The organism is Pedobacter duraquae (assembly GCF_004362245.1).
GTDB classification, from domain to species: Bacteria; Bacteroidota; Bacteroidia; order Sphingobacteriales; family Sphingobacteriaceae; genus Pedobacter; species Pedobacter duraquae.
The window spans coordinates 1,358,095-1,375,372 of record NZ_SNWM01000001.1 but is presented as its reverse complement, the minus strand read 5'-3'; the positions used below and the strand labels follow the sequence as shown (position 1 = coordinate 1,375,372).

The window sequence follows — 17,278 nt, the reverse complement described above, 5'->3', positions numbered from 1 at the left end:
TTTAAAGTATGATTTCAGGAATTTAATGCTTCCGTTAAACTATTTCCGGATCTCCGTGATTCAGAAATTAAATGGTTTTTACACCTCTTCGTCCTGAATATTGCCGTCTTCCCAAGTCAGGTAATCTGAATACCACTTGGCTGCTTTAAGGAAAACTTCTTTCAGTTCTTTTTCCTCAGCCATCGTAAAATGCACAGCGAGCTTGTGGTTTTCTTTTTCTCCAAAAGTATTGTGATAAATAAAATCAAAAGTTTGTACACTTGCATTCAGCTTAAACTCTAATGGCTCCTGCATGTCCAGAACTTCCAAAACAGTGTGCGTTGGATTGTGTTGAATGATATTCCGTGTTGCGGTGACATTATTTGGCTCATGATCACTTCCATCCAGGAAGGCGAATTCAGGCAGTGTAAAATCTAGAAATTCCATTTTGCAAATATGCGATTTTATACGCGCTAAATTAAATGATTAGGTTTCAACCCTAAATACTATATCTTAACTTGCAGCAGGCTATAAGTCAGATGTATGAACCCAATATTCTACGATGGAAATAAAAAAAATTGAGCGACTGGAAAATGTGATCAGAGAAATTTCTGGTATGTCGTTAAAAGACTTCGAATTGTCGAAATCCTTCTGGTATGAAAAAGATTATAAAAAGGGCGAATTTTACAACGAATACAAAAATGTATGTAAATATTTGGGTTTTGTAATATCAGGTGTTTTTAGGATATACAAATACGATGAGCAGACAAATTCGGAAAGAAACATTCTGTTTTTTTCAAATGATCAGTTCATGAGCTCATACAAGAGTTTCCTCAGCCAGACCAGCTGTGCATATTATACGGAATCTATGACCAACTCGGAGATTTTGTATATACATTACGATGATCTTCAATACCTGTATAAGACATCGCCGGCCTGGGAGCATTTTGGGCGGATCTTTGCTGAGACTGTTCTGCATGCTGTTATGCATAATACGGAACTACTTTTATTCAAGACGGCAGAAGAGCGGTACGTTGATATGCTGCAACAACACCCAGATATTCTTCAATCGGTTCAATTGTACCATATCGCATCCTACCTTGGCATTGAGGGACCTTCACTAAGCCGCATCCGGAAGCGCATGGGGCGCAGATGATCGTTTGGTTAATTCTAAAACATACAAAACATAGTTATTACAAAGGGCCCGGTATTCTACCGGGTTTTTGCTTTTATACTACCGCTTCAAATGGGTTAATCTTTCCCAAATCATTCATTCTAGTATCGCTAGAGCAGATTTGGAGGGAATTCCAGGCAAATATTAACTATTTTGTTAGTTGACGGTCCCCACATGCATGGCCGATACGGGGTCGGTACGGCCTTAACGCGCCCTTTAGCCGGGGTAAGGCCGCGTCAAGGGCGCGTCAACCCCCCGTGTGTGCCCCGTTTGCCTATGAGTTGTTGATAGTGCTTTAAAAACTCGGTCAGACCCATCTTAGAGGGTGTTCTATACTGTCTTGTACTGGTTTTACTTGACGTGTTTAGCGTGTTATTTTTTTATTTTACTGTTTTAACTTGTCATTGGTTTTTTAATTTCCTAAAATCACTTGACAGACAAATTTTATTTTCCTGGTTTTGCTTGACCTCCCTTCGTGTCATTATTTGTGATGTTGGTTTTGAATCTGATGTGGTGTTATGTTTTCTTTCAGCCATATTTCCCTTAAGAACAGGCTAAAGCCAATAAATATGACTAATATTGTCCATGACTATTGACAACCCACTAACTAAAGAGCAGGAAGACTTTATAAAAAAGCACAAAATCGCAAAGGATTTGTTATTCGATGCACAAGGAAATGTGCTTTCAGACGAGCTTAAAGCTGAAATGTCTGAAAATAATAAAGTAGTCGCCTATAATGCTTCAGGTTACAGTGAAGATGAAAGTTTTAACTTTCAAACAATAGGCGGAGATTGGCTGCAGGCCGACCCTTCAAAACTGGCAATAGCACTTAGAGAAAATATTACTGGTTATATCTACCTGGCTGGCTCTAGAAAAGGCGGATTGATTAAAGTTGGTTCAGCAAATGATAAGCACAACAGTATCAAGGGACTAAATTTGCCTGCGTCACGCTCAGCTGGCTTTGATGATTGGGAACTGTTATTCGACGTTAAATCAACAGCCATGGGTAAATTGGAGAGATTGGTTCAAGGTGAATTGAATGAGTTTAAGGCTGCCTATCCACATGAAAAAATAGCTAAAACACAAAATGCTGCAGAGGTATACCGTTGTTCTTATGATAAAGCAAGGGCTGCTATTGCTACTTTTGAAACTGATGAAGCTTTTGGATTGATGCAATTTAACGAGAAGAAACACCTTATTTCCGGTTATCAGTTCAGAAACCTGAAAGCACAACGTGGCACACCTGTAGAAGCCTAATAATATCCATGTTCATCCTTTCGCGCTTGTTGTTTTACAGCAATGCATTACTGTGTCTTTTGAGTAAATTATTATTTACGTTTCGTTGTAGCATTTGTCAGGTCTCGATCGTTTAATTAGAAAACCAGATTTAAATTAAACTCAAAACCATGAAGAACCTATTTATCCTATCGCTGAGCATGTTCCTGCTAATCTCAGTTTCAAGCTGTAAAAAAGAAGCTAATGAATCAACTTTGGAAGGAAGTTGGGAGCTGCGTCGTGTAGATGGTGGCAATATTGCGGGACTCAAAAGTGATTACGCGGCAGGTAACGGCAATATACTCAAATTTAGTGGCGCAAATTATGAACGTTATGTTGAAGGAAAAGTCGTTGATCGGGGAACATTTAAAATAGAGCGGGAAAAGCAGAAAATCAATAATTCTGAATCTAACTTTACAATTACGTATAACCGCGGCGAACAATTGACTTTTGCCAGCGCTATGAGTAAAGAACCTATCAACCTGTCCAGTAAAGCACTTGTCACTTTTACTGGCGTCATTGCTGCGGATGGTTTTGAGTCTCACTACGTGAAGCAGTAGTTTGATTTCAGATTATCACCTTTTATAATTTGTTGATTTTATTATCTTTACTAGATATTTAATTGACAACGACGATGATCAAAATCAATCCGACAAGACGTATCAGTGAGCGGGAAAAAGAAGGGGTTTATAAACTGTGGAATCAGGAATATCCAAAAAACCTGAGGTATAGCTGTATGGAAGATTTTGAAATCTACCTGTCAGAATTAATAGAGCCTGCCCACTTTTTTCTGATGGAAGATGGCGTTATATTAGGTTGGGCATTTAAATTTAAGCGCGACGAGGCGACTTGGATCGCTGTCATCTTGGACAGTAAGATCCACGGTCGCGGATTTGGATCTGCATTGTTAGACGAACTGAAAGTTGACGAGGAATTATTGAACGGATGGGTAGTCGAACATAATACCTACCTGCGTGCTAATGGAAAACCGTATCAATCACCTATCGGGTTTTATCTCAAAAATGGATTTATCGTCCTTCCGGAAAAAAGATTAGAATCGCCGCACTTGTCAGCAGTTCAATTGCAATGGAGAAAAATCGGTTAAACGTGCATTAATAGTTTAACGCCAAAAAGCGAAAGTGGTAATTCAAATAACATAAAGAATATCAGTTGAAATATAAGAAAAGCTGTCGTCCTTTTAACGATTTGGAGTTTGACAGGCTCCGAAAGTTTAAGCTGTAATCCCGTAATCCGTTGATATATTTTAAAAGGATATTTTTTGGAGTACGGATTTGTGTAAAATGCCAAAATAGCAACACCTCCCATTATTCCTAAGGTAATCGGAATACTATAGAGACGAAGGGTTTCCCAAAGCACTATAGAAGAAATCACGCCTGTAAATCCAGCGAATAGTAAAATTCTAAAGAAATTCATATATAAAAGGACCTGCCTATAGCTGTATTTTTCGCTAAAATCTTTTTCATGGGTGCTGTTTCTCAATCGGAATTGGGTTCGCATAGCGTAACCGAGCAGTAAGCTGAGTTCGTTTTTATTGAATTTGAGAGACATTATCTTTTTTGTAAATTTAGGGATATATAGCTACTATTTCCCGGTTTGGCGCAGTTTTACTGGTTTTTCGTTTTCTGAACTAATTAATAAATATATGGTAAGGAATAGAGCCTTTTATACGGTTTTCCGTAAGTGATGGTTATAATATTTAATTTGGACGGGCTCAAAAGCTCACCTATCATTTAATTTTGTTGAATCTATCCTCAATATCAAAGCTTATAAGCCGTAGAATGCTTGCTTTCTGATAACATCAGAAAACTTTGGATACTTCCAACATACGGTAGCCTGCCAATATTTTCTCTTAGAAACGTATTATAACTGTTCATATCGGGCATCACAATCTTGAGCATAAAGTCGAAATGCCCCGTTAGGTGATAACATTCCATAACCTCCTCGTATTGCATCATTTCATTTTGAAATTGATTTAGTGTATCTTCTCCATGATTATTGAGTTGCACATGGGGAAATGCCACAAAAAGAGACTTAACTTTGTTAATATCTACCAGGGCAACCGTTGCTTTGATAAAGCCATTCATTTTTAACAAGCGGATGCGGTCTGCGATCAGGCTCATGCTTTTTTTAAGACTGTAAGCTATCTCTTTATAGGTCATGCTGCCATCCCGTTGCAACATTCTTAATATTTCAATGTCGATTTCATCCAATTCACGTGCCCTCATCTGCGATTGTTAATTTGGTTGATGTTTTTGTTACGGATAAAAGTATTAATAATATCTAAATATAAATCACTTAGGCAAAATTTTGTAACCCTTAGTGTGTTTCAAACACAAAACTATTGCTGTTTTAGTTCACGCTGCAATTAAATTTTGTATAAACTTTCAGTTTCAGTCCGAACCAAATAAACAAGAGGTGAACACCCTCTGAAAAAAATATTTTTACGGATTTCTGTGGTTGTTTTTGGGAACATGAAAAAGGTCCGGAAATTTGGTCAACTCTTAAAACACCAATAATCCGAAAACTATGAATACTAAACACAATTTTGGAGCAGGTCCTTGTGTACTCCCGGCAAGTGTACTTCAACAAGCAGCTAACGCTGTATTGAATTGGAACAATCTCGGACTATCTATCCTGGAAGTTTCACACCGATCTTCAGATTTTGAAAACGTAATCTCAAAAACAGAATTATTGGTGAGGGAATTACTGCAGGTCCCTGATCATTATAGTATCCTATTTATGCAAGGTGGCGCAAGTACTCAATTTTCCATGTTACCAATGAATTTTTTGAAAGGCAGGGGTAAGGCATGCTATCTGGACACTGGTTTTTTTGCTCAAAAAGCTATTCGCGAAGCCCTGTTATTTGGTGAGGCTAATATTGTAAATAGCTCTGCCGATAAAGCGTACAGCTATATTCCTGAAGATTATTTGGTTGATAAAGATGCCGCTTATCTGCATTGTACTTCAAACAACACAATTGAGGGCACGGAGATGTTTCAGTTTCCGCACACCAGTATTCCACTGGTATGTGATATGTCTTCTGATATTTTCTCCCGGGTGATAAATGTAGAGGATTTTGATCTTATCTACGCAGGGGCACAAAAGAACATGGGCCCCGCTGGAATGACACTTGTTATTGTAAAGGACAAATTTTTGGAACGTATAGATCAGGTTTTGCCTGCAATGTCTGATTACAGAATTTTTAAAGAACATGGAAGTTTATACAACACACCGCCAGTATTTTCTATCTATGTCGCCATGCTAAACATGACCTGGCTGAAAGATCAGGGTGGGGTGACGGTAATTGAACAACGAAACATCGAAAAGGCTGAGATGCTTTACACCGAAATTGATCGCAACTCACTATTCTATGGCATGGCTCAGGGCAAGCACCGCTCCAGGATGAACGTCACCTTCAGCATGTATAATCAACAACAGGAAAGCAGCTTTCTGGATTTTGTTGAGCAATATGGAATCGTGGGCATTCGAGGTTATCGTACTGTTGGAGGATTCCGCGCTTCACTTTATAATGCACTTTCCATTGAAAGCGTTATTGAATTAGTTAAGGCCATGCGGGATTTTGAGCATATTTACGTTAATTTAGATGCATTACACGTTAATTCTGCAAATAATGGCTAACATTAAACCACTTTATGCCATAACGGACCATTACCTGCCAAATCTATCTCCCGGTGCGGCAATATGGGTTTACCGATGTGTTAATTCAACGGGATCCCAGACAGGAATATGGGCTGCAACAGATCCTGTTGATATGGCCAGAGGCAAGATTGTGCCGCATGAAGCTGTATTGCCAAAAAAGCTGGATCATCTGGTATCTTATATGAACAAGAATGAAGTAACCAGATCTCCGGTGTTATTGACCTATAAGCCGCATCAGCAAATTACAAACATTATTGCTGATATTTGCTCCCAACAGACTTCCCATACTAGTAGTGCATCAAATGAAGTCCATCATCTTTGGTGCGTGTCAGATCCTAAAATGATCTCAGACCTGCAAAAAGCTTTTCTTGAGCTTGAGGAAGTCTATGTAGCAGATGGTCACCATCGCCTTGCCGCTACAAAACAACTGGGGAGGTCAATATCTTCACTATACGTGTCAGCAGATGAACTGGAAATCCATCCTTTCCACCGGATTATAAAGTTAGACAAACGGGACAAGATGACGAGTGCTGAGCTGCTCAGAGATATTTTTAATCCCACAACATTCTTAGATAACCTTAGTCTGCATTACGACATAACAAAGAGCATTTCGCAGGAACCTTTTCGTCCAGATCGTCGCAATCGAATGGGCATGTTTTTTCAAGGTAATTGGTATCAGCTAGATTTGAAACGGGAGGGAAGACAGCTCCCAAGCCAGCCGGATGTTAGCCTGCTGCAAGAGCTTATTTTAGCACCGCTCTTGGACATTAGAAATCCAGATTTTGATAACCGCCTACAAAATTATCCAGACAGTGAATGGAATAAATTTACCCTGGAGCTCGACCACAGCACAATGAATATCGGATTTACTTTGTATCCTATGCTGGTGAGCGAGTTTCTCGATGCAGCCCGGCACGGAACATTGCTTCCTCCAAAATCTACATGGATTACACCAAAGATTCCGGATGGGTTGCTGATGGATGCCGGAACTTCAGGAACCGTTGATCCATCTCCACAGGAGATCAAAATTTAATCTAAAAAAGAAGCGGTTATGTGCTGGCTTTTTAGCCAAACACATAACCGCTCTTCCTTCAATCTAATTGTTGAAAATACTACGCTTTAGGCCAGTCGTTCTCGTGTTCTGCGTTGCCCAACTTCAGTTTTCTCGCTGAAACCACAAAGCTTAAAGTCATAGGTGTATTGTCATTTACTGCAATACCTTCGTTATATTGAATAATATATCCGTCTTCGAAAGTCAACTCCTTCATTTTGGAATCTTCTTCACCTTTTTTGAAGGTAATAGTTCCTGACTGAGGTTTATACTGGTTATTTACCATTGCCTCAATCACAGAGGTATCTTCTGTAGACTCAATTTCTATGTGGATTGTACCTCCATAAACACCTGAAGATGGACGGCCTTTAGCGTCAACATCGCGGTTTAATGAAAAGTTACATTGAAGGACATCAAATTCTTTTGATCCTAAAGTTAAACGGGTTTTAAATGCCATGATGGTGTGTTTTAATGTTAAAAGATGTTTTAATTCAAGTGATTACGCTACCGGCCAATCGTTGAGGTGCTCTGCGTTTCCTAATTTAAGCTTTCTTGCCGAAATTTGAAATTTAAGCGTCATCGCATGGTCGCCAACAATGTTAATCCCTTCAGTATATTTTACAATATACCCGTCCTCAAAATGAACTTCTTTCATTTTGGCATCTTCTTCAGTTTTCTTGATCAGAAGTGTTCCTGTAATGGGTTTGTACTGGTTGTTAACCATTGCTTCAATAATTGAGGTGTCTTCGGTAGACTCAATCTCAACATCAATAGTTCCTCCGTAAACTCCGGAAGATGGTCTCCCTTTGGCGTCAACATCACGGTTTAACGCGTAGGCACAATGAAGCACATCGTACTCCTTGCCTGAAAAATTTAATCTAGCTTTGAAAGCCATAGCTTTAAAATTTAAAGGTGAATGAAATAGGCCAACAGCTTCCTGCTGTTACCATTATACAACGAAAAGTAACGTATATTGTTTTTAGTATATGCTTGAAAAATTAAAGCTTACTCCAAAAGACCAGGTAAAAAGAGCTCAGGATATGCGCACTTAGATTAGTTGAACGCCAAATTTCTCCATTTTTGAAAGCCATTTCTGGCTATAATGATTTTCCAGTGAATGGAGTTCCCCAATGGTATTTGTTAACACAGGGTTTATCCGGCATTTTTCAAATACGGCTTTTTTGATAGATAGGTAAGTTGTTTTTTTATTTGTTTTCCAATCCTTAAAGGTAGGCTCATCCATGATGGATACTATCCGTGCCGATTTACCACTGAAATTATTATCGATACTTTGCTGAACACCAAATATCTGATCAGGCATAAATAAACGATCGAAGAACCCCTTTACCCTTGCAGGAATATGATCGGCATAGACAGGGCAAAACAATACAATATGATTTGCTTGCTTGATGGCCTGTAGCGCACGTTGTAAATCAGGTTCCAATTCAGCAATCTGTCTGTTATTGAACAGCTTATTGGAATTAAAAATAAGATCAATAATCGCCATTTCGCGTACAGTTGCGCCAGCGAGTTCTGCCCCGCTTTTGTACGCGTTAATCAGGAAACCTGTAGATGCCGTCTTCTCAATATCCCCATTAAGGATAAGTACTTGTTTCATGTATAATTTGTGTTTGCGATCCAGGGAGACGTGTTACAAAATTATAAAGAATTTGTTAACTGAGGTAAGAATGCTGAAAAAAGAAAAAGCGACCGTTTTTTTGCGGTCGCTTTGGTATAAATAGGGGATGTGTGAATGTTTATTGCTGGTTATATTCTGAAGCCCAGGTTGTACTTTCATCTTCTCCTTTATGGCCATCTAATTTAACCACGAAACTTTTTGCAGGAAAATAGGGAGTGATGTGGATATCCAGGTGAATCCTGTCTTTTTGTTGTTCATCTCTTTCAAAACGCATGATCTTAAAACGTTCAATCAGCCTGTCTGCACCCTGAATGCCATCAAGAAACTTCACAATTTGTCCGCGCAAGTCTTGCTCTGTTTTAGAAGTCCAGTTCTCGAAAGCTCTTCTATTCAGGAAGTCGAACAATACTTTGGTGATATAGTCAAACACACGAACTACCGAGTAGGTCTGCATTCCAATGTTGTCTCCATTAAAAAGTGTTTTGGCAGAAAATGCCATCACTTTACCGTATTCGTTTACCATTGGTACTAGGCCTACACGTTCCAGGTGCGAGATCTCACTTTTCTTAAGGTCAAATTTTACACCATCTACCTCGTTAATAGCACCATGTTTTTTACCAGCTGTAACTTGCGACATCAATGTATAATACATTTTGCCTGCCAATGCTGCTGATCCAGGAACAGTAAGGTCATCTTCTTCACCAACTTCAGCAATTTTTCCGCGCCCAACCAACCAGTTACAGGTCATGATTACATTGGAACGAAAAGCATCAGCACCGGTTAAATTTGCAGCAGTAAATAAGTCGATAACGTCATCCGGTTGGTCAAGATCTGCAAAGTCAGTAACCAGCATCGCCTTGTTGTTATAGGCAATCTTTCCCCAACGCTCCAATACTTTATTAGATCCCATATACCCCGGAACCACCATCAAAGAATAGTTTTGGCGAAGGTCCAAACGGTCATAGTTCTGCTTCATCTCATTGTCCACATAGTCAATAAAGCGTGGATTGTCCAGATCTTTGATCTGATCCATTGACGCATTTAATAAGACAACGTTTTTCAACTTGTCCGCTTCGGTATTTTTGTAGAACAAGTGTACAGAACGATATGCCTGCTCCAGCTCTCTGGTGCTTTCCAGAGCTGTACCGATATTTTTATTCAAGTTCTCTTCCGCTGCCGATAATTTAGCTGTGCTCTGCTCAACCATGTCACTTACCGAAGTAGACGATTCAAGCACATCAATCCATAACTGGATTTTTTTACGTAACTCTTCACGTTCTTTTTTCTTTTCATCGCCGGTCAGGAAAATCTGTTTTCTTGCTTTTCTTTCCGGGTTTAGGTTTTGTAAGCCATCGACGGTAGCTTCCAAAAGGTCGAAGCCACCAACACGAGCTAGTTTATCAAGATTGTCTTTTAAGGATGTTTTTTCTGCTATTCGGGACTCGGCAGTTTTAAATTCTGCCTGAGGATTATTTAGTTCTGTTTTTTCTTCCTGTGGGGTTGCCATGGTAATAGGTTTGTTAAGATCGTTAAGTGTTATTTGTTTTCTTCAAGTTCATCAACAAAGTTTTTCAAAGCACTGATGAACGCTGCCTTTGTGTCAGCATCATCAAGCGTCGTTTTTAAAGTTTTGTTTGATTTAAGCTGCTTGATCACATTTAAGGACATCTCTCTCTCGATATTGATATCCGTAAGATAGTTGCTTTGCTCAATGATACTTTTTACACCAAAATCACCCAGACTCCTGAATTGCAGACTTTCAGATACTGGAGAACCATCTTCTTTTTCGAAAGATACCCTCACATTCGGCTTATAGTGGTCAAAAACCTCTTCTACTGTTTTAAGGCCTTCTACTTTTTCAGGTTTAATTGCTTCGTTATCTGTTAATTTCTGTACAAAAAGAGTCTTATTAAAAGCAATCTCTGCAAAGGCTTCCGAAGAATCTACTTTTCTTTCGTTACCTCCAATTTCATAATTAAACATAGTATGTTGGTTTAGGGGTGTATTTAGTATTTATTTAATAGTAAACGTTTTAATTCAAATTTTGTTCCAAAGCAGGGCTTTTAGCTTGTACAATTTCCCATTCCAGTTTTTCTTCGTCGGGGTGTTTGCTAATACGTACACCTGAACCTTTTTTCAGCTCGCCGGAAATGATATACTTTGAGATGGGCCTGCGTAATAGATTTCTAATGACTGCCGACAGCTGCCGCGCGCCATACTTTGGTGTGAAACCATCCAGGGCAATCATTTTTTTTGCATCTTCTGCTATCTCAAAGCTGATGCCCTGTTTGTTTAACGATTCGATCAGACTCTTCAGTTGGATTTCAAAAATGCGTACTACGTTGCTTTCATTGATCGGTGCAAAAGGGACAATCTCTGAAATCCGAGCCAGAAATTCAGGTCTAAAATGACCAGCCATCACCTCCATCAATTGATTTGATACCGGGATACTACCTTTACTGATCTGCTCTGCAATCCATTCGCTACCAATATTAGATGTGAAAAGGATCAGCGAATTACTGAAATCTCCTTCTTTTCCAAGTCTGTCATGCATATGTCCCTCATCAAGAATCTGTAAAAATGTATCAAATACAGAAGGATGTGCCTTTTCTATTTCGTCAAATAGCAACACTGAATAGGGTTGTTGACGAATCTTATTCACCAGTAAACCGCCTTCTTCGTAGCCAACATATCCGGGAGGCGCCCCGTAAAGCAAGGCAGCACTATGTTCTTCCTTAAATTCGGACATGTCAAACCTAATCATTGCTTTTTCATCGTTAAAGAGGAATTCGGCAATGGATTTTGCGAGCTCTGTTTTACCTGTTCCTGTTGGCCCCAGTAAAAAGAACGATCCCATTGGCTGCCCCTTTTTGTTGAGTCCGCTGCGGGATTCAAGAATGGCGTCCGAAACAGCCTTTAAGGCCTGATCCTGACCCACTACCCGTTTTTTCAGGTATTGCTCCATATTAAGGAGTTTTTCTTTTTCGCCTGCCTGCAGTTTGCCCATAGGAATGCCCGTTTTATAAGATACTACAGCGGCGATATCCTGTTTCGTTACCCGGTCGCTTTTTTCTGCAGCAAACGTTTTAAGTTCCGAGAGGCTACGACTGAGATAGTCGTTAAACTCTGCTGCGGTTTCAAAGGTGTCTGTCTGCGTTTCATCTGTTAAACGGCCAAGTAATACCGGGCTTAATTTATTTTGAAGCAGAGAGAGTTGCCACTTGTAATCGGCCAACTTATCAATATCAGGCAATTCAGAATTCTCGTTGAGTGCAGCAAGATCTTCTTCCAAGCCCTGGATGACTTTGTCGGAAGTATCGTTCATCATTTTCATCGCAGCCATAGTACGATCAAGCAGATCAAATGCAGAATCTGGTAAGCGCCTGTCTTTCATATATCGCTTAGCCATGCGAACACATTCTGTTAGCGCTTCCGGATCAACCTGAAGTACATGGTGGGCTTCGTATTTTACTGCAAGTTTCTGCAGCATTTTGATGGTGCTTTCTTCATTAGGCTCATTGACCTGCAATACCTCAAAACGTCTGCTAAAAGCCTGTTCGGGCTCAATAATTTTCCGATATTCGTCAATGGTGGTAGCACCGATCACAGTGATCTCACCGCGCGCGAGCTCTGGTTTTAACAGGTTGCCGATGCCCGCACCAACGGGACCTTTGCTATCGAGCAGGGTATGGATTTCATCAATAAAAAGTACCGCTTTTTCAAATTGCTTGATCTCTTTAATAATGTTTTTGAGCCGGTCTTCAATTTCTCCTTTATAAGATGCGCCAGCAATAAGAGATCCCATGTCGAGCTCAAATAACTGCACAGCCTTAAGGCTATCGGGTACATTCTGGTTAACTACATCAATAGCGAATCCATCTACAAGCGCTGTTTTGCCCACTCCGGCATCGCCAGTCAGAATTACGTTTGGTTTGGTTCTGCGACAAAGAATTTCCATCATCATCCGTGTCTCTTTATCCCGTCCAATGATTTCATCTGTTTTACCATCACGAACCAGTTGCAACCGGTCTATACAATATTTGTAAAGCGCATTTCCAGTGCTCTTATTCTCTGGCGCTGAACCATTTTTTTCAGGTGCTACTGCACGGTTGATCTCTTCGTCTTTCACATACACATCCAGGATTTCACGTTCCTTGATTGGGAAGGATTTCAATTGATCTGCGTTAAAGCCAACACCGGCCTTGGCCAGGGCCGTAAGCACACAGACTGGGGTAATCAGATCCAGGCCGAGTTTAATCCTTACGTTATCTGCTTCTTCAAAAATTGTAGCAATTTCCGGGGCACCCAAAACTTCATCGCTGACCGTTCCGGTTTTAGGTAGTTCATCGATGCGTACCTCGGCCCATTCGCTCAGGTACTCTTCATCTTTACCTATTGAGGTTAAAAATGAGCGGAGTCCAACATCTTTGTGCATCAATCCTTTAAGGAGATGCGCAGCATTGAAGTCTGTATTGCGGTATTCCTTTGCCAGTGACTGGGCAATATGCAATGCAGTCTTTACAGATTCACTTAGATTTGTAATAGCCATATCCCTTAGTTGGTTACAGGTGTAACTGCCTGATTGAAATTGTTTTCAGTGATGTAGTAATAAGTTTTTCCGTTTGAGGTGAACTGTTGTTCTATCTGCGTTGCCCGTTTAATCTGTTGCACAGACTGACTTAATAATTTGATGTATGCTTCAAATTGTGGTAAAGGTAATTTGGAGTCGTCACCCAGATCGCCGACAGTATACTGGTTCAACATTTCATTGCCCGTAGGCAGACCGGTAACCATCTTGATGTAACCAGCTAAGGTCATGTTCTTAATATCTCCTGAAGATACCTTTGACCCTAGCAGTTTTTTAGGAAGATCAGTGTAGTTACTAACCAATTTACGTCTGAAAGAAGATTCGTCTGGTTGCAGGTTCTCGCCCAGCATCATCGAGAAGATATCGACGATCTGTTTATATTCCATTTCATTTAATACAATAGCATACTGCAAGGCACCACGGTTATTTTTTACAACATCAGAAGAGATATTAGCGGCGCCATAATACTTGAACGCATTATGTGGCATATGATCGCCAACTGTTTCTCCAATTGGCTGCTGCAGGCTACTCTCCGCTAAAGGCGTCAGGTTTTTACGCGAAATTCCGGTCAGCCTGAAAGCACTGTCTAATGAGTTAATTTGTGTATTGATGTCAGTATTTGTTTCCTGTACAAAGCGGCGCAGAGCGATGCTCATACTTTGATTTGAGTTTACAGAACCTTTGGTGGGAAATACCACACCGCCCTGGATCAAGCTATTTTTAGGAAAATCCAAGTAGTAAGAAATCGAGTCTTGCAAAGTCGTGTTATAAGGCTGGAAATTTTTAAGACCTTCACCTTTAACCATGATTTTTTTACGGTATTCTGCTGAGCGGACTGCAGATTCAGATACCAATTTGCGTGACTGGATGACGAAATTGTTAAATGATGGATCAAAGTCGCTATAAACTTGCAAAGCAAGGATCCGTGCATCGGCACCGGCCACTTGTTGACTCAGCTCATCAATTCCATAATTTGTTGTACCTCCGATATTACCGGTGCTGCCTACAAGAACAATTAGATTGGTCTCATTTTTCTTTCCTCTGAACATATTTAAACCTGTTCTGATGGCATCAAATACCGGCTGTTCGGTAATTTCACCACTGCATGAAGCAGTATTTCTGGCTTGGGTACTCAGGAAGCTCATTAACTGCCTGTAATCATCACGTACTGGACTCGAAAATATCCCTGGAACTGAACAACCCGTACCTGCACGGTAAACTACACCGCCATAGCTAATGCTGGCTTTCTTGCCAAAATCGTTCAATATGGTTTCAAAAGACTGTATGGTGTTGGTGAGGCCAGAAAAATACTTCGTCATAGGGCTACCGCCATCAATAACGAATACTATATTAATTTTATTCTTGCTCTTGCGCAGTTGGACATAATCCTGATAAGACAGGGAAGCACCATTGATTGTCAGTAGTTTGTTGTTTTTCTTGTTGTAAATATCGTTGGCTATGCCTACACTATAGTTGTTGCCATCTTCAGACAACACGGGCACACCACGCAAAATCACATTTTCTTGTGGCAGAAGTGGGTCAGCTAGAAAGGTCTCTCCAGTGGCGAAACCAGTGTTTAATGCCTTTGCTGTAGAATCTTCCTGGTTATAACTTCCTGGCTTAGCCGAAATGATATATAAGCGGTCGCCCCAATTGTGGATCGCTTCTGAAGAAACCCAGCCGTAAACGCTTTTCAATGCCGTGTCTGCTACAAGCTGGTCGTCAGATCCAACAAGGTAGGTTTTTCCATCTTCAGACTTCTTAAAGATGTAGGCAATTTCGTGCAGGCGGATTTTGGTTCTTCTTGTTTTAAGTTCGGGACTGTTGTAAACAAGTAGTGAATCTGTGGTGTCATAATAGAATTTAGGTTCCGTTAAAGGCTTTTTACCGTTAATGATACTGATCGCTTTTTCAGGATAACCAGTTTTTTGATTCGAATAGGAGCGTTGCCATAACAATAACTTAGACTTGGCAATCCAGCCATAGCTAATTGCAGTCTTTTTATCGTTTATCTTTCTGCCCCTAACCATACCTGCTTTGTATTTGATAAGTTTGAGGTATCCGTCTTGTTCTTTAGAAACATAAAAAGGCTCCATGAAATTCAATTTTTTCATGATCAGACTTCCACCGGGAGAGGTAGTTGTATAGTTGTCATCACGGTCAGAAAACACAATCCAAGGCATACTGCTGCTGCCAGAGTTATCGTTTACGTTAATACTTTCAGCTGGCTTTTCGTAAGCCTTAGGCATATTTTTAACTTTCCTCCCGAATGACATTGGTGATTGGGCTTGTGCGGCCAGGGTACCAATAAGTAAAATGGAGAGTGCATAATATCGTTTCATAATTTTATGATGCTAACTTATAGATAGATGATTGATTAGTTGTTGGTAGTTGTTGATACGGCTGGTGCCGGCTGTGCAGATGCAGAGTGCTGTTTTACATTGAGTAAACTTGCACAGGATGAATTCGGCTTAATGTTAAGCTCTGCCTCATCAATCGCTATTTCTCCACCAAAGGTTAAACCCATACAGTAGGAATAGAAATCGGTCTGCTTCTTTTTGCCATTCATTTCTACATTAACACTAACCTTCTCATTACTACACATATACTTGTTGATCAAGTAATAGTAATTTGCGTTAAAGTCAGCACCATTAGCAATTGCCTGGAGTCTGGCCCTGATATCATCGATAGCTTTACGCTCTCCATCACCAGGAGCAACCATGTCTTCTACAATTTCCAGGTTTGGATCTGTTACTGTAATGGTATGGAGTATTGGTCTTTTGCTTTTATCTGTCCTCAGACGCACGGTAAATGTGCCGGGTGTTCTGTAGGTATACAAGGCAGTTTTTCCTTTAACATCTACCCGGCCAGTTTCGCCGAAAGACCATTCAAAGTTCTTACCGTCTCCTTCGCCTTCTAAGCGAACTTCTTCGTTTACAACGCCAGAGGTTGGGCCGCTGATGGTGAGCACACTGTCTACAATACTTCTGATAGTATCGCGGACGCTCACAGGAAATTGTTCACGGAGTTTTCCATCTACTGTCAGACGTACAATGTACTCTCCGGGCTTGGTGTAGTGGTAGGAGCCATTTTGCGTAGTTGCTTTTGCTCCATCACCGAATTCCCATACCCAGGCAGCCGCGCCGCGGGTATTATCAGTGAAGACTAGATTTTCATTCACATAGATCTGATCTCTCAGAATCCGGGCATCAACTGTTCTGTTTTCAAAAAGTGAGCTTTTAAACAGGACAATCAGGCCCGTAAGTAAAAGAACTGACAGGAGGATGTATAAAATTACATAGCCCTGGGAGTTGGAACTGACTTGTTTAGTATTGGTTTCAGACATGGGTGGCGTTTTATAGGGTTTATAATGATTATTTAAGGTTTGTCTTTAACGTGGCTGGGGTGCAGCCAGTGTTTGCTGCAATTGTCTTCTGGAAAGTACACAGTCATCAAGTGATTTTTTTAGTCCTTCGGCATCGATCAGGTTTCCTTTCTGCTCGAGCCTTCCGTAGAACAGGATATTATAAAGCTGAGCGGTTTGCAGGAAGGTTTTGTATCTGGAATCTGCCGCTTTACGTTCATAAGCCGATTTAATCGAGGCTATGGCGCTCAACAGGTCGGTTTTCAGAAATACCGCCCGAACATTTGGATTGAAATGAACAATCTGTGTATATGTGGTGTCAATGATTGGCCTTGTGGACTTAGTAACCTCTTCGAATTCCAGATCTTCTCTCACTTTCTCTTCCAGCTCAATTTTAGAAATCTCATGTCTGGTTTTCGTGCTGTAGAAAATGCCAAAGCAGAGTAAAAAAACGGTAGCTACAAAGAGCGCTAGTAAAAACTGGAATTGCTCTCTTCTTTCTTTTATACTTAGTTTGATCATGATGT

17 protein-coding genes are annotated in these 17,278 nt (G+C 40.4%); 6 read left to right on the top strand and 11 right to left on the bottom strand.

The window, feature by feature from the left end:
• Positions 1-78 precede the first annotated feature (78 nt).
• Positions 79-426, bottom strand: a complete 348-nt coding sequence (locus CLV32_RS05930) for a hypothetical protein (protein ID WP_133553348.1) — start codon at positions 424-426, stop codon at positions 79-81.
• Positions 427-541: 115 nt separating this feature from the next.
• Between CLV32_RS05930 and CLV32_RS05925 the strand changes: the two genes are divergently transcribed.
• The 4 genes from CLV32_RS05925 (at position 542) to CLV32_RS05910 (ending at position 3,533) form a co-directional block, all read left to right on the top strand.
• Positions 542-1,135: a Crp/Fnr family transcriptional regulator gene (locus tag CLV32_RS05925; RefSeq protein ID WP_243732243.1), complete on the top strand. Its 594-nt coding sequence runs from the start codon at positions 542-544 to the stop codon at positions 1,133-1,135.
• Between the two features lie 603 nt (positions 1,136-1,738).
• A complete protein-coding gene (locus CLV32_RS05920; RefSeq protein ID WP_133553346.1) occupies positions 1,739-2,410 on the top strand; it encodes a GIY-YIG nuclease family protein in 672 nt (223 codons plus the stop codon).
• Between the two features lie 149 nt (positions 2,411-2,559).
• Complete coding sequence (locus tag CLV32_RS05915) at positions 2,560-2,988, top strand: hypothetical protein (protein ID WP_133553344.1); 429 nt, start codon at positions 2,560-2,562, stop codon at positions 2,986-2,988.
• A 74-nt stretch (positions 2,989-3,062) separates the two neighbouring features.
• Complete coding sequence (locus tag CLV32_RS05910; RefSeq protein WP_133553342.1) at positions 3,063-3,533, top strand: GNAT family N-acetyltransferase; 471 nt, start codon at positions 3,063-3,065, stop codon at positions 3,531-3,533.
• A gap of 673 nt (positions 3,534-4,206) precedes the next feature.
• Here CLV32_RS05910 and CLV32_RS05900 read toward each other — a convergent pair.
• Entirely contained in the window at positions 4,207-4,674 is a 468-nt protein-coding gene (locus tag CLV32_RS05900; RefSeq protein ID WP_133553338.1) for an Lrp/AsnC family transcriptional regulator, read from the bottom strand.
• A gap of 301 nt (positions 4,675-4,975) precedes the next feature.
• Between CLV32_RS05900 and serC the strand changes: the two genes are divergently transcribed.
• Both serC and CLV32_RS05890 read left to right on the top strand, forming a co-directional pair.
• Entirely contained in the window at positions 4,976-6,088 is a 1,113-nt protein-coding gene (serC, locus tag CLV32_RS05895; RefSeq protein WP_133553336.1) for a 3-phosphoserine/phosphohydroxythreonine transaminase, read from the top strand.
• Complete coding sequence (locus CLV32_RS05890) at positions 6,081-7,142, top strand: DUF1015 family protein (protein ID WP_166641894.1); 1,062 nt, start codon at positions 6,081-6,083, stop codon at positions 7,140-7,142. Before serC ends, CLV32_RS05890 begins: the two co-directional genes overlap by 8 nt.
• Before the next feature lie 79 nt (positions 7,143-7,221).
• Here the strand turns inward: CLV32_RS05890 and tssD (CLV32_RS05885) are convergent, their stop codons facing one another.
• The 9 genes from tssD (CLV32_RS05885) to tssO form a co-directional block, all read right to left on the bottom strand.
• Entirely contained in the window at positions 7,222-7,617 is a 396-nt protein-coding gene (tssD, locus tag CLV32_RS05885; RefSeq protein WP_133553332.1) for a type VI secretion system tube protein TssD, read from the bottom strand.
• Positions 7,618-7,659: 42 nt separating this feature from the next.
• The gene (gene tssD, locus CLV32_RS05880) at positions 7,660-8,055 is read right to left on the bottom strand and encodes a type VI secretion system tube protein TssD (RefSeq protein WP_133553330.1); all 396 of its coding nucleotides are present in this window, start codon (positions 8,053-8,055) and stop codon (positions 7,660-7,662) included.
• Between the two features lie 153 nt (positions 8,056-8,208).
• Positions 8,209-8,778 (bottom strand): NAD(P)H-dependent oxidoreductase, encoded by a 570-nt coding sequence (locus CLV32_RS05875; RefSeq protein WP_133553328.1) that lies wholly within the window; start codon positions 8,776-8,778, stop codon positions 8,209-8,211.
• Positions 8,779-8,917: 139 nt separating this feature from the next.
• Positions 8,918-10,306, bottom strand: coding sequence for a DUF5458 family protein (locus CLV32_RS05870; RefSeq protein ID WP_133553326.1), 1,389 nt, complete (start codon positions 10,304-10,306; stop codon positions 8,918-8,920).
• A 29-nt stretch (positions 10,307-10,335) separates the two neighbouring features.
• Entirely contained in the window at positions 10,336-10,782 is a 447-nt protein-coding gene (locus CLV32_RS05865; protein ID WP_133553324.1) for a hypothetical protein, read from the bottom strand.
• A 49-nt stretch (positions 10,783-10,831) separates the two neighbouring features.
• The gene (locus tag CLV32_RS05860) at positions 10,832-13,348 is read right to left on the bottom strand and encodes an ATP-dependent Clp protease ATP-binding subunit (RefSeq protein WP_133553322.1); all 2,517 of its coding nucleotides are present in this window, start codon (positions 13,346-13,348) and stop codon (positions 10,832-10,834) included.
• Positions 13,349-13,353: 5 nt separating this feature from the next.
• Positions 13,354-15,729: a type VI secretion system protein TssR domain-containing protein gene (tssR, locus tag CLV32_RS05855; RefSeq protein WP_133553320.1), complete on the bottom strand. Its 2,376-nt coding sequence runs from the start codon at positions 15,727-15,729 to the stop codon at positions 13,354-13,356.
• A gap of 35 nt (positions 15,730-15,764) precedes the next feature.
• Entirely contained in the window at positions 15,765-16,733 is a 969-nt protein-coding gene (locus tag CLV32_RS05850) for a PKD domain-containing protein (RefSeq protein WP_133553318.1), read from the bottom strand.
• 45 nt (positions 16,734-16,778) lie between these two features.
• On the bottom strand, positions 16,779-17,273 hold the full coding sequence (gene tssO, locus CLV32_RS05845; RefSeq protein WP_166641893.1) for a type VI secretion system TssO: 495 nt from the start codon (positions 17,271-17,273) through the stop codon (positions 16,779-16,781).
• Positions 17,274-17,278: the final 5 nt, after the last annotated feature.